Genomic DNA, 12,239 nt, shown 5'->3' on the forward strand with positions numbered 1-12,239 from the left:
AGGCAGTCGGGACCGGCCGCCGCGGTGCCCTCGGCCGGCATACCCGCACGTCAGGGGCACATCGGGCAACGGCGCACTGTGTGCCGCCCCCACATTGAGCCCCCTGCGGGCCGCGCGAACGATGGCCCCCATGCGCCCGACAACGACGTCACGCCGGCGGTACGCCGCCCTCGCCACCTCCGCAGCCCTGGCCCTCGGCACCGCGCTGCTCACCGCCGGCCCCGCCGCCGCGGACAAGCCGCAGGGCGCACACTGTGCCCGTGAGTCCAAGATCCGCGTCCCCGGTGCGGAGGTCCAGAAGACCGCCTGCCTCGAGGACCTCACCACGGCCGGGACCACCAGGACCGGTCACACGAACCCCAGTGACTGGGCCGGCCTCAACGCCCCCGGCACGGTGAACCCGACCGGCGTCCCCGGCATCCAGGTCGACGGCTACTTCCCCGACACCTCGACGTCCAACACGAACAACGGCTGGAACCACGACAGCCAGTTCGTCCTGCGCATCCCCGACCACTGGAACGGCGGCCTCGTCGTCAGCGGGTCGCCCGGCAACCGCGCGCAGTACGCCAACGACTTCATCATCAGCGACTGGGTGCTCTCCAAGGGCTACGCGTTCGCCGCCACGGACAAGGGCAACGTCGGGCTGAAGTTCTACGACGACGGGTCGACCCCCGGCGGCTCGGTCCGCGAGTGGAACAGCCGCGTCACCCAGCTCACGATCGCCGGCAAGCGGGTCCTCAAGCAGGTCTACGCCAAGGCGCCGGCGAAGACCTTCATGTTCGGCATCTCCAACGGCGGCTACCTCACCCGGTGGCAGCTGGAGAACCGTCCGGACCTCTACGACGGCGGCCTCGACTGGGAGGGCACCCTCTTCCGCGCCGACGGCCCGAACCTGTTCACCTACCTGCCGACCGCGCTGAAGAGCTACCCCGCGTACGCGGCGACCGGCGACCAGGCGGCGCACGACGCGATGATCGCGGCCGGGTTCGTCCCCGGTTCGGAGTTCCTGTGGCCGTTCCACTACTCGGTGTACTGGGACCTCACCCAGCGCATCTACCGCGAGGAGTTCGACCCCTCGTACGACGGCGACCTCAAGGCGGGCACACCGTTCTGCGCCAGCGGCACGCCGAACTGCGATGCCGACTACGACTACGCCTCGCGTCCCCAGCCGGTGAAGGACGCGATCGCGAGCGTGCAGCTGACTGGCCGCGTGGGCAAGCCGCTCATCACGGTCCAGGGCTCGCTCGACACGCTGCTGCCCCCGCGGACCGACGCCGACGTGTACGACCGGCTCATCGACTCTGCCGGCCGCGGTGACCTGCACCGGTACTACACGATCACCGACGGCACCCACACCGACGGGCTGTATGCCGCGTTCCCCGACAGGTTGCGCCCCCTGCTGCCGTGCGCTCGGTCCGGCTTCGACGCGCTCACGGCCTGGGTCGACCGGGGCGTGCAGCCGCCCGCCGACCGGACGGTCCCGCGCCCCGCGAGCGGCGACCTGGTCAACACCTGCCCGCTCTGACGGGCTCGGCGGCCGGCTCCGAGGAGCTGAGCCGCTGGCGGCACCCTCGGCTCAGGCAGGGCCGGGGGTGCCCGTCTGCTCCTGCCAGATGGCCTTGGTCTCGTCCATGGTGCGCTCCATGATCCGGACCATCGAGGCGCGGGCCGTCTCCAGGTCCCGCCGTTGGATCGCCTGGGCGACGTCCACGTGCATCTGCAGGGCGTCGACGTGCGGGTGGTGCGGCATCAGGCCGTACGCGTGGCGCCCGGTGAGCACCTCGGCGATGGCCTGGTGCAGGTGCTCGAACATCTCGTTGCGGGAGGCGGCGAGGACGCGGTGGTGGAACTCGATGTCCAGGGCGAGGAACAGGTCCATCTCCCCGGCCTGGCCCGCCTCCCACATCCGCGCGGCGAGCGCGACCAGCTCGCTGGCCTCCCGCGGCTCGGCCCGCTCCGCCGCCAGGCCCGCGGCCGCCGGCTCCACCGCGCTGCGCAGCTCGGTGATGGAGCGCAGCTGGCCGATGCGACCGGCCCCCGCCAACCGCCAGCGGATCACGAGCGGGTCGTAGACGTTCCAGCCGCGGGGGTGCTGGATGATCGTCCCGACCCGCCGGCGTGACTCGACCAGCCCCATCGAGGAGAGGACCCGCAGGACCTCCCTGACCACCGGCCGGGAGACGGTGTGCTGCTCGGCCAGGTCGTCGATGAAGAGCACGGTGCCGGGCTCGAGCGCCCCACCGCAGATGGCCGTGCCGAGGCTGTCGAGCACATGGGCGTGCAGCCCCGACTGGGTCGTGCGGTCGTCGTCGACCTCCGCGGGGTGCGCCATGGGATAAAGCATACGCATGAGTTCCCAGGGTTGCTTAAAGCAGGTTTATTTGCCTAACATCGTCCAATCGACAGACGAAGGAGTCTGTCCGGCGACGGTCCCAACGGCGGGGCGGCCAGGAAGAAGGAGACAGGCGTGAGACGTCCCTCAGCAGTGACCGTTACCTCTCTGGCCGTCGTGACGGCCCTCGCGCTGGCCGCCTGCGGGGGTGGCAGCGGCAGCGGCGACGAGGGAGGCGCGGGTTCCAAGACGCTCCGGGTCACCGTGGCCAACCACGTGTGGACCGAGAACCTCAAGAAGTCCCTGCCGGAGTTCGAGAAGCAGACCGGCCTGAAGGTGGAGCTGACCCAGCTCGGCGAGGACCAGCTGTCCGACCAGTACAACGTCAAGCTCAACGCGGGCTCCAGCGACCTCGACGTGATGATGTACCGCCCCCTGCAGGAGGGGAAGCTCTTCGCGAAGAACAAGTACCTCGCGGACCTCACCGACAAGGTCAAGGGCGACAGCAGCTGGAACTGGAGCGACTTCCAGGCCGGGCCGGTCACCTCGACCACGTACAAGGACAAGGTCGTCGGCGTGCCGCTCATCACCGAGCAGGAGGTCCTCTACTACCGCAAGGACCTGCTCAAGAAGGCCGGGATCGCGCAGCCCCCGAAGACCCTCGACGAGCTCAAGGCCGACGCCCAGAAGGTGGCGGCGCAGAACCCCGGCGTGGCCGGGTTCGTCGCCCGGACGGCGAAGTCCGCCGCGGTGACCCAGTACTCGAGCTTCCTCTACAGCTTCGGTGGCGACTTCATCGACGACAGCGGCAAGGCCACCGTGAACAGCGACGCGGCCAAGAAGGCGTACGCCTTCTACGGCGGCCTCATCAAGGACTCCGGGCCGAAGAACGTCAGCACGGACATGAGCTGGCCCGAGGCGATGGCGATCTTCACCCAGGGCAAGGCCGCCTTCTACACCGAGGCCGACTCGCTCTACAAGAACGCCACCGACCCGGCCAAGTCGAAGGTCTCGGACACCGTCGGCTTCGCGCCCTTCCCGGCCGGCCCGGCGGGCTCCAAGCCGTACAACGTCCCGTCGTGGGCCCTCGGCATCAACGACGCCTCCAAGAACAAGGCCAACGCCTGGAAGTTCATCCAGTGGGCGACCAGCAAGGAGCAGGTCCTCGCGAACCAGCAGTCCGGCGTCCCCGGCGCCCGCAAGTCCGTGTGGAGCGACCCGCAGGGCACCTCGACGTACCCCAAGGACCTCGCCGCGGCGATCGCCGTGAGCACGGAGAACGGGGTCGGCCATGACCGCCCCCTCGTGGTGAAGGTGCCCGAGGCGCGCGAGATCGTGGGCCAGCCGATCGTCGACGCCATCACCGGCAAGGACCCGGCCGCCTCGGCTGACCAGGCCAACGAGGCCTTCCAGAAGCTCCTGGACGACGAGAACAAGTGACCGTGGGCCGGGGGCGCACCCCAGCGCCCCCGGCTCCCAGCCGACGACGCACCCCGGAGCACCCCATGTCAGCCAGCGCCCTGAGCCACGACTCGACGCCACCCCTGGCCCGCTGGGCGAACAACCACCGCAAGTGGCTGTTCGCCGGTCCGGCCATGGCCTTCGTCGGCGTCCTCATCGTCTTCCCGATCGCCTGGACGGTCTACCTCAGCCTCACCGACGCCGAGGGCTCGGTCCGGGCGGAGAAGAGCTTCGTCGGCCTCGCCAACTACGCCGACGTCCTCTCGGACACCACGCGGTTCTGGCCGGCACTGCTGCGCACCGTGGAGTTCACCGGCGTGGCGCTGCTGTTCGAGGTCGTGTTCGGCATGGCGATCGCGCTGTTGCTGTGGCGGCCGTTCCGCGGTGAGAAGTGGGTGCGGGTGGCCATCCTGCTGCCGCTGGTCGCCACCCCGGTCGCCGTCGGGATGATGTGGCGGCTCATCTTCGACCCCAACATCGGTTTCGCCAACCAGCTCATCGGCTGGTTCGGCATCCCGCCGCAGCCGTGGCTCGCCAGCGAGAAGGCCGCGCTCATGACCACGGTCTTCATGGACGTGTGGCAGTGGACCCCCATGGTGGTCCTCATCCTGCTCGCCGGCCTCACCTCGTTGCCGCACGAGCCGAACGAGGCCGCCCTGGTCGACGGTGCCACTGCCTGGCAGCGGTTCCGCTTCGTCACCCTGCCGATGCTCATGCCGACGGTGGTCGTCGCGATCCTGCTGCGCGGCATCGACGCGATCAAGACCTTCGACATCCTCTACGCCACCAAGGGCAAGGGCGGCGGGTCCTACCACGAGGTCGAGACCCTCAACGTCTACGCCTACGGGCTGTCATTCGACTACAACGAGTACGGGATCGCCTCGGCAGTCCTCATCATCTTCTTCCTCATCATCGTCGGCTCGATGTGGGCCCTCACCGCCCGCCGGAAGGGAGTGCTCTGATGTCCGCCACCAGCTCCGGTGCCGCCACGGCCGCAGCCGGCCCACTGCCCACGACGGGGGCGGGGGCTCCCGGCAGTGCGCCGGCGCCCCACCGCCGGCCACGCCGCGCGGCCTACCCGGTCTTCCGCGTCGTGGCGCTGGTCGTCGTGGTGCTGAGCCTCCTGGCGCCGCTGGTGTGGATGCTGCTGGCGTCGTTCAAGACGAACGTCGACATCTACGACGCCTCGAAGGCGGTGTTCTTCCGGCCCACGCTGGAGCACTACGACAAGGTCCTCAAGCAGGCGAACTACGGCCAGTTCGTCGTCAACAGCTTCTGGGTCGCCTTCGTCTCGACGGCGGTGTCGATCGTCCTCGGGGTCCCCGCCGCCTACTCCATGAGCCGGTTCTCGATGAACCGGTCGGCGCTCGTGGTGCTGATGGCGCGGGTCATCCCCGGCGTCTCGCTGCTCGTGCCGTGGTACTACGTCTTCTCCAACCTGCACATGGTCGGCGGGTACACGGTGCTGATCCTCAGCCACATGTTCGTGGCGCTCCCGCTGGTCGTCTACATCATGATGGGCTACTTCGACAGCCTGCCCCTTGAGCTGGAGGAGTCGGCGATGGTCGACGGGCTGACGCCGATCGGGGCGTTCCGCAAGATCACGCTCCCGCTGTCGGTTCCGGGCATCGCGACGGCCGGGATCCTGTCGTTCATCTTCTCCTGGAACAACTTCATGTTCGCCCTGGTCCTCTCGGGCGCCGACACCAAGACCCTGCCGGTCGCGATCTTCAACTTCGTCGGCTATGCCAGCATCGACTGGGGTGGGCTGATGGCGGCTGCGACCGTGGTGACCGTGCCCATCATGGTCATCGCGCTGTTCACCCAGAAGTACATCGTCTCCGGCCTGACCGCCGGCGCCACGAAGGGCTGAGCCGTGGACACCACCATCACCAGGGTCGAGACGTTCCTCGTCGCTCCGCGCTGGCTGTTCGTGCGGGTCGAGACGCAGGGTGGGCTCGTCGGCTGGGGCGAGGCCACCTGCGAGGGCCGCTCGGAGACCGTCCGCACCGCCGTGGACCAGCTGTCCGAGGTCCTGCTCGGCCGTGACGCCCTGCGCATCGAGGACCACTGGCAGGTCATGACCAAGGGGTCCTTCTACCGTGGCGGCCCGATCCTGGCCAGCGCGGTGAGCGGCCTCGACCAGGCGCTGTGGGACATCGCCGGGAAGTGCTGGGGCGCCCCGGTGCACCAGCTCCTGGGTGGCCCCGTCCGCGACCGGATCCGCGTCTACGGCTGGGTCGGGGGTGACGAGCCCGCCGAGGTCGCCGACCACATCGCCGAGCAGGTGCAGGCCGGCCTGACCGCCGTGAAGATGAACGCCAGCGGCCGGATGAGCCCGCTCGCCTCGGTGGCCGAGCTGGACGGGGTCGTGGCGCGGGTCGCCGCCGCCCGGCAGGTCCTGGGCGACGGCCGCGACGTCGCGGTCGACTTCCACGGCCGGTTCACCCTGGCGAACGCGCGACGGGTCGCGCCCCTGCTCGAGCCGTTCCGGCCGTTCTTCCTCGAGGAGCCCGTCGTCCCCGAGAACTCGCACCTCATCGGCCAGCTCGTGCAGTCGACGACGACGCCGGTCTCCACGGGGGAGCGGCTCTACTCGCGCCAGGAGTTCCTGCCCGTCCTCCAGGCCGGCATCGCCGTCGCGCAGCCGGACCTCTCGCACGCCGGGGGCATCACCGAGGTGCGCAAGATCGCCGCGCTCGCCGAGACCTTCGACGTGCAGCTCGCCCCGCACTGCCCGTTGGGGCCGCTGGCGCTCGCGGCCTGCCTGCAGGTCGGGTTCGCCACGCCGAACTTCCTGATCCAGGAGCAGAGCATCGGCATCCACTACAACCAGGGCGCGGAGGTGCTGGACTACGTGGTCGACCCCGAGCCGCTGCGATTCGTCGACGGCCACATCGAGCGGCTGACCCGCCCGGGCCTCGGCATCGAGGTGGACGAGGCCGTGGTCCGCGCCGCGGACAAGCGCGGGCACGCCTGGCGTGGTCCGGTGTGGCGCCACGACGACGGCTCGTTCGCCGAATGGTGACGCCTCCCGGGGCGACGGACGCGGGCGCCGCTGCGCGCTTCGTGCGCGGGCTGTCCGAGGCCAGGGTGATGGCGATCATCCGTGGACACGACCCGGACGCGGCGCAGGCCAGCGCCATGGCGCTGTTCGAGGAGGGGATCCGCTTCGTCGAGGTGGCGTTGACGACACCGTCCGCCCTCGACGTCCTGGCCCGCGTCCGCGCTGCCGCCGGCCCGCAGGTGCGGCTCGGAGCCGGGACGGTCCTGACCGCGGAGGACGTGGACGCGGCGCTGGCCGCGGGCGCCGACTTCGTCGTCACGCCGGCCGTGGCCCCCTCCGTGCGTGCTGCTGCCGAGCGCGGCGTCCCCTGCGCGGCTGGTGCCCTGACCCCGACCGAGGCCCTCGCGGCCAGGTCCGCAGGCGCGGCCGTCGTGAAGCTGTTCCCCGCCTCGCTCGGGGGGCCGGCCTACCTCAAGGCCCTCAGGGACCCCTTCCCCGACCTCCCGTTCATGGCCGTGGGCGGCGTGGGGATCGACGCTGCGCCCGGCTACCTCGCGGCCGGTGCGCTCGCCGTGGGTGTCGGGGGACCGCTGGTCGGTGACGCGGCCTCCGGTGGCGACCTGGGTGCGCTGCGCGCCCGAGCCCGCAGGTATGCCGCACTGTCCGGAGGCACGTCATGACGCCCCGCCCGCAGGTGGTCACCCTCGGCGAGTCCATGGTGGCCTTCCGCTGGCCCGGGCCGTTCGCCCTCGGCACCCCGGCGGTGGCTCGCCTGGCGGGGGCCGAGTCCAACGTCGCCATCGGCCTGGGCCGGCTGGGTCACCAGGTGGCGTGGGCCGGCGTGGTCGGCCAGGATCCGTTCGGCGACCTGGTCCTGCGTGAGCTGCGGGCCGAGGGTGTCGACGTCCGCTGCGCCCGGCAGGACCCCGACGCCCCCACGGGCCTGATGTTCGTGGAGACCAGGACCGCCGACCTCGTCCGGGTCGAGTACCGGCGGACGGGCTCGGCCGGGTCGACCCTCCAGCCGGGGGATGCCGAGGCGGCGCTGGACCCGGCTCCCTCGATGCTGCACCTCACCGGGATCACGCCGGCCCTCTCCGACTCGGCAGCGCAGGCCGTGACGCGTGCTGCCGAAGTCGCCTCCGCCGCAGGGACGGTGGTGTCGCTCGACGTGAACCACCGCTCGCGGCTGTGGACCTCCGCCCGGGCTCGAGCGGTGCTCCGCGCACTGCTGCCCCACGTCGACGTGCTCATCGCGTCCGAGGACGAGCTCGGGCTGGTCGCCGACGGCGACGAGGACGCGGCCGTCGGCGCGATCCGCGCCGCCGGGGTGGGCCGTGTCGCCCTCAAGCGCGGTGCCGCCGGCAGCACCCTGTGGGGAGCGGAGGACCGGTGGGACGTCGCCGCCCTGCCGGTCACGGCCGTGGACGTCATCGGTGCGGGCGACGCCTTCTGCGCAGGGCTGCTCTCCGGGTTCCTCGACGGACTCGACGACGCGGCAGCCCTCGAGCGCGCGAACGCCCTCGGAGCAGTCGCCGTCAGCACCCACGGCGACTGGGAGGGCCTGCCGAACCGGCAGGACCTCGACCGCATCGCCGGTGCCGCAGCCGGCTCCGCCCACCGCTGACCACCCGGAAGGTGTGACCCCGTGAAGATCACTGCTGTCGACGTCGTCGTGTGCAGCCCCGACCGCAACTTCGTGACCCTGCGCGTCACGACCGACGACGGCCTGGTCGGCCTCGGCGACGGCACGCTCAACGGCCGCGAGCTGGCCGTGGCGTCCTACCTGAGCGACCACGTCGCCCCGCTGCTGGTCGGGCGCGACGCCCACGCCATCGAGGACACCTGGCAGTTCCTGTACCGCTCCGGCTACTGGCGCAGAGGGCCCGTGACGATGGCTGCGATCGCCGCCGTCGACGTGGCCCTGTGGGACCTCAAGGCGCAGGCAGCGGGCCTGCCCCTCTACCAGCTCCTGGGCGGCGCCTCCAGGACGGGGATCATGGCCTACGGTCACGCGTCGGGACGCGACACGGCCGAGCTCTTCGACTCGATCCGCGAGCACCTCGAGCTCGGGTACCGCTCCATCCGGGTCCAGACCTCGGTCCCCGGCATCAACGCCGTCTACGGGGTCGCGGCCCAGCCGACCAGCGAAGGCAGCCGGTACGATTACGAGCCCGCACAGCGGGCCGCGTTGCCCGCGGAGGAGGACTGGGACACCCGCGCCTACCTGCGGCACCTCCCCTCGGTCTTCGAGGCGGTGCGGGCGGAGTTCGGCCCCGAGCTGCCCCTCCTGCACGACGGGCACCACCGGATGACGCCGATCCAGGCCGCCCGTCTCGGGAAGGACCTCGAGCCGTACGACCTGTTCTGGCTGGAGGACTGCACCCCCGCCGAGAACCAGGAGGCGCTGCGCCTCGTGCGGGCCCACACCACGACGCCGCTGGCCATCGGCGAGGTCTTCAACACGGTGTGGGACTACCAGACGCTGATCCGCGAGCAGCTCATCGACTACGTGCGCTCCGCGGTCACCCACACCGGCGGCATCACGGCGATGCGCAAGCTGCTCGACTTCGCGGCGCAGTACCAGATCAAGTCGGGCATCCACGGCCCGACGGACATCTCGCCGGTCGGGATGGCCGCGGCCCTGCACCTCGACCTCGCCATCCACAACTTCGGGATCCAGGAGTACATGCGCCACGGCGCCCTCACGAACGAGGTCTTCGTCCAGACCTTCACCTTCGAGGACGGCTACCTCCACCCGGGCGACCAGCCCGGGCTCGGCGTCACGCTCGACCAGGCCGCGGCGGAGCGCTTCCCGTACCAGCCGGCCTACCTGCCCTTCAACCGGCTCAAGGACGGCACGGTCCATGACTGGTGAGCAGGACGCCGCCCACGGGAGCACCCGCCGTCACGTCGTCGTGATGGGTGTCTCCGGGTGCGGGAAGACGACGGTGGCCGAGGGGATCGCCCGGGCGACCGGCATGGTCTTCGCGGAGGCGGACCAGTTCCACTCCCGGGCCAGCGTGGCCAAGATGCGTGCCGGCCACCCGCTCGAGGACGTGGACCGCTGGCCCTGGCTCGAGTCCCTGGCCGCGTGGATGTCCAGCCAGGACAGCCAGGGCCACTCGACGGTCATCGCCTGCTCGGCCCTGCGCCGGGCGTACCGCGACGTGCTCCGCACCGCCCCGCCACCGGTCCAGTTCGTCCACCTCGCGGGTCCCCCCGAGGTGGTGCGGGCCCGCCTTGCCGTCCGGGAGGGGCACTACATGCCGGCGAGCCTGCTCGACTCCCAGCTGCGGACCCTCGAGCCCTTGCAGCCCGACGAGTCGGGCGTCGTCCTCGACCTCACGGGCACGCCGGAGGAGCTCGTCTCCCAGGCCGTGACGTGGCTCGGGTCCTGACCCGCACGCGCCGGCGGTGAGGGCCGGCCCGGTCGGGGACGCGACGTGGGTGCCCTAGGCTTGACCTTCGTGGCGACCGACTTTTCCCAGGAGATCAAGGACCTGCGCAACACGATGGCCTCGGTGCGCGAGGTCACCGACCTCGACGCGCTCCGGGCCCAGATCACCGACCTCGAGGCGAAGTCCGGCGCACCCGACCTCTGGGACGACCCCGAGGCCGCGCAGCAGGTGACCTCCGCCCTCTCGCGCGCCAACGCCGAGTACGAGCGGGTCACCGGCATGGACGCCCGCATCGACGACCTCGAGGTCCTCGTCGAGATGGGCACCGAGGACGGCGGTGACGCCGCGACGATGGCCGAGGCCGAGGCCGAGCTGGCCTCGCTCAAGAAGGCCGTGGCCGAGCTCGAGGTGCGCACGCTGCTCTCGGGGGAGTACGACGAGCGGGCGGCGGTCGTGACCATCCGTGCCGGTGCCGGCGGCGTGGACGCCGCGGACTTCGCCGAGATGCTGATGCGGATGTACCTGCGCTGGGCCGAGCGCCACGGCTACCCCACCAAGGTGATGGACACGTCCTACGCCGAGGAGGCGGGCCTGAAGTCCGCCACCTTCGAGGTCGACGTCCCCTACGCGTTCGGCAACCTGTCGGTCGAGGGCGGCACCCACCGGCTCGTGCGGATCAGCCCCTTCGACAACCAGGGCCGGCGCCAGACGAGCTTCGCCGCCGTCGAAGTCATCCCGCTCATCGAGTCGACGGACTCGATCGAGATCCCCGAGAACGAGATCAAGGTCGACGTCTTCCGCAGCTCGGGCCCCGGCGGCCAGTCGGTCAACACCACCGACTCCGCGGTCCGGATGACGCACATCCCGACCGGCATCGTCGTCTCGATGCAGAACGAGAAGAGCCAGATCCAGAACCGCGCCGCCGCCCTGCGGGTGCTGCAGTCCCGGCTGCTGCTCCAGAAGCAGGCCGAGGAGGCCGCGGCCAAGAAGGAGATGGCCGGCGACATCAAGGCGAGCTGGGGCGAGCAGATGCGCTCCTACGTCCTGCAGCCCTACCAGATGGTCAAGGACCTGCGCACGGAGCACGAGGTCGGCAACCCCTCGGCCGTCTTCGACGGCGACATCGACGGCTTCATCGAGGCCGGGGTGCGCTGGCGCAAGGAGCAGGAGAAGGCCAGCCAGGCCTGACCGGGGCGCAACGCCGAGAACCGGCGGCTGCGCGGCATACGAAGGTTGCCGACCTATCCTGCGGGGGTCGCGCGTGGTCCACCCCGTGCGGCGCGGTATGCCGTCCGTCCACCTCCCGTAAGGCACCCCCTCCGCGCATGATCCGTTTCGAGAACGTCAGCAAGGTCTACCCGCGGTCCACCCGCCCGGCGCTGAGCGACATCACCCTCGACGTCGAGCGCGGCGAGTTCGTCTTCGTGGTCGGCGCGTCGGGCTCGGGCAAGTCCACCCTCCTGCGGCTCGTGCTCAAGGAGGAGGGGGTCACCCAGGGCAGTGTCCTCGTGGCAGGGCAGGACGTGGGCCGGCTCCCGTCGCGCAAGGTGCCGCGGCTGCGGCGCGAGATCGGCACGGTCTTCCAGGACTTCCGGCTGCTGCCCAACAAGAACGTCTACCAGAACGTCGCCTTCGCCCTGCAGGTCCTCGGGCGCTCGCGGCACGCGATCCGCCAGGTCGTCCCCGAGACGCTGGAGATGGTCGGTCTCGAGGGCAAGGAGAAGCGGCTGCCGCACGAGCTCTCCGGTGGCGAGCAGCAGCGAGTCGCCATCGCGCGCGCGTTCGTCAACAAGCCGCCGATCCTGCTGTGCGACGAGCCCACCGGCAACCTCGACCCGACCACGAGCCTGGACATCGTGCGGCTCCTGGACCGGATCAACCGCACGGGCACCACGATCGTCATGGCCACGCACGACGACGACATCGTGGACCAGCTGCGCAAGCGGGTCGTCGAGCTGAGCAACGGGCACGTCGTCCGCGACGAGAACAAGGGCGTCTACGGCACCGGGCGCTGACCCGGAGGCCCGACCGACGCGCG

At 70.9% G+C, this 12,239-nt stretch carries 12 protein-coding genes; 11 read left to right on the plus strand and 1 reads right to left on the minus strand.

The features are described from left to right. Nucleotides 1-130: 130 nt before the first annotated feature. Nucleotides 131-1,525, plus strand: coding sequence for a tannase/feruloyl esterase family alpha/beta hydrolase (locus ACYVDO_RS01980; RefSeq protein WP_460932476.1), 1,395 nt, complete (start codon nt 131-133; stop codon nt 1,523-1,525). Nucleotides 1,526-1,576: 51 nt separating this feature from the next. Here ACYVDO_RS01980 and ACYVDO_RS01985 read toward each other — a convergent pair whose 3' ends face one another. After that, complete coding sequence (locus ACYVDO_RS01985) at nt 1,577-2,332, minus strand: FadR/GntR family transcriptional regulator (protein ID WP_460932478.1); 756 nt, start codon at nt 2,330-2,332, stop codon at nt 1,577-1,579. Between the two features lie 135 nt (nt 2,333-2,467). Between ACYVDO_RS01985 and ACYVDO_RS01990 the strand changes: the two genes are divergently transcribed. The 10 genes from ACYVDO_RS01990 (at nt 2,468) to ftsE (ending at nt 12,216) form a co-directional block, all read left to right on the plus strand. Next, entirely contained in the window at nt 2,468-3,772 is a 1,305-nt protein-coding gene (locus ACYVDO_RS01990) for an ABC transporter substrate-binding protein (protein ID WP_460932480.1), read from the plus strand. Between the two features lie 65 nt (nt 3,773-3,837). Beyond that, nucleotides 3,838-4,755 (plus strand): carbohydrate ABC transporter permease, encoded by a 918-nt coding sequence (locus tag ACYVDO_RS01995; protein WP_460932482.1) that lies wholly within the window; start codon nt 3,838-3,840, stop codon nt 4,753-4,755. Beyond that, nucleotides 4,755-5,666: a carbohydrate ABC transporter permease gene (locus ACYVDO_RS02000; RefSeq protein WP_460932484.1), complete on the plus strand. Its 912-nt coding sequence runs from the start codon at nt 4,755-4,757 to the stop codon at nt 5,664-5,666. Before ACYVDO_RS01995 ends, ACYVDO_RS02000 begins: the two co-directional genes overlap by 1 nt. Nucleotides 5,667-5,669: 3 nt before the next feature. After that, the gene (gene dgoD / locus ACYVDO_RS02005) at nt 5,670-6,821 is read left to right on the plus strand and encodes a galactonate dehydratase (protein ID WP_460932486.1); all 1,152 of its coding nucleotides are present in this window, start codon (nt 5,670-5,672) and stop codon (nt 6,819-6,821) included. Beyond that, on the plus strand, nt 6,815-7,480 hold the full coding sequence (locus tag ACYVDO_RS02010) for a bifunctional 4-hydroxy-2-oxoglutarate aldolase/2-dehydro-3-deoxy-phosphogluconate aldolase (RefSeq protein ID WP_460932488.1): 666 nt from the start codon (nt 6,815-6,817) through the stop codon (nt 7,478-7,480). The genes dgoD and ACYVDO_RS02010 overlap by 7 nt, the downstream gene beginning before the upstream one ends. Then, the gene (locus tag ACYVDO_RS02015; RefSeq protein ID WP_460932490.1) at nt 7,477-8,427 is read left to right on the plus strand and encodes a sugar kinase; all 951 of its coding nucleotides are present in this window, start codon (nt 7,477-7,479) and stop codon (nt 8,425-8,427) included. Before ACYVDO_RS02010 ends, ACYVDO_RS02015 begins: the two co-directional genes overlap by 4 nt. Before the next feature lie 21 nt (nt 8,428-8,448). Continuing rightward, entirely contained in the window at nt 8,449-9,678 is a 1,230-nt protein-coding gene (gene manD, locus ACYVDO_RS02020) for a D-mannonate dehydratase ManD (protein WP_460932492.1), read from the plus strand. Continuing rightward, nucleotides 9,668-10,201, plus strand: a complete 534-nt coding sequence (locus tag ACYVDO_RS02025; protein ID WP_460932494.1) for a gluconokinase — start codon at nt 9,668-9,670, stop codon at nt 10,199-10,201. The genes manD and ACYVDO_RS02025 overlap by 11 nt, the downstream gene beginning before the upstream one ends. Nucleotides 10,202-10,270: 69 nt before the next feature. Beyond that, the gene (gene prfB, locus ACYVDO_RS02030; protein WP_460932496.1) at nt 10,271-11,389 is read left to right on the plus strand and encodes a peptide chain release factor 2; all 1,119 of its coding nucleotides are present in this window, start codon (nt 10,271-10,273) and stop codon (nt 11,387-11,389) included. 137 nt (nt 11,390-11,526) lie between these two features. Continuing rightward, nucleotides 11,527-12,216, plus strand: coding sequence for a cell division ATP-binding protein FtsE (gene ftsE, locus ACYVDO_RS02035; RefSeq protein ID WP_460932498.1), 690 nt, complete (start codon nt 11,527-11,529; stop codon nt 12,214-12,216). The last annotated feature ends 23 nt before the right edge of the window (nt 12,217-12,239 follow it).

The sequence above is a fragment of the Phycicoccus ginsengisoli genome (assembly GCF_054779295.1).

Excerpts from the sequence above, each read along its gene's own strand:
- ACYVDO_RS01980 (WP_460932476.1), top strand. The coding sequence starts at position 131 with ATGCGCCCGACAACGACGTCACGCCGGCGGTACGCCGCCCTCGCCACC.
- ACYVDO_RS01985 (WP_460932478.1), bottom strand. The coding sequence starts at position 2,332 with ATGGCGCACCCCGCGGAGGTCGACGACGACCGCACGACCCAGTCGGGG.
- ACYVDO_RS01995 (WP_460932482.1), top strand. The coding sequence starts at position 3,838 with ATGTCAGCCAGCGCCCTGAGCCACGACTCGACGCCACCCCTGGCCCGC.
- ACYVDO_RS02000 (WP_460932484.1), top strand. The coding sequence starts at position 4,755 with ATGTCCGCCACCAGCTCCGGTGCCGCCACGGCCGCAGCCGGCCCACTG.
- ACYVDO_RS02010 (WP_460932488.1), top strand. The coding sequence starts at position 6,815 with ATGGTGACGCCTCCCGGGGCGACGGACGCGGGCGCCGCTGCGCGCTTC.
- ACYVDO_RS02015 (WP_460932490.1), top strand. The coding sequence starts at position 7,477 with ATGACGCCCCGCCCGCAGGTGGTCACCCTCGGCGAGTCCATGGTGGCC.
- ACYVDO_RS02025 (WP_460932494.1), top strand. The coding sequence starts at position 9,668 with ATGACTGGTGAGCAGGACGCCGCCCACGGGAGCACCCGCCGTCACGTC.
- ftsE (WP_460932498.1), top strand. The coding sequence starts at position 11,527 with ATGATCCGTTTCGAGAACGTCAGCAAGGTCTACCCGCGGTCCACCCGC.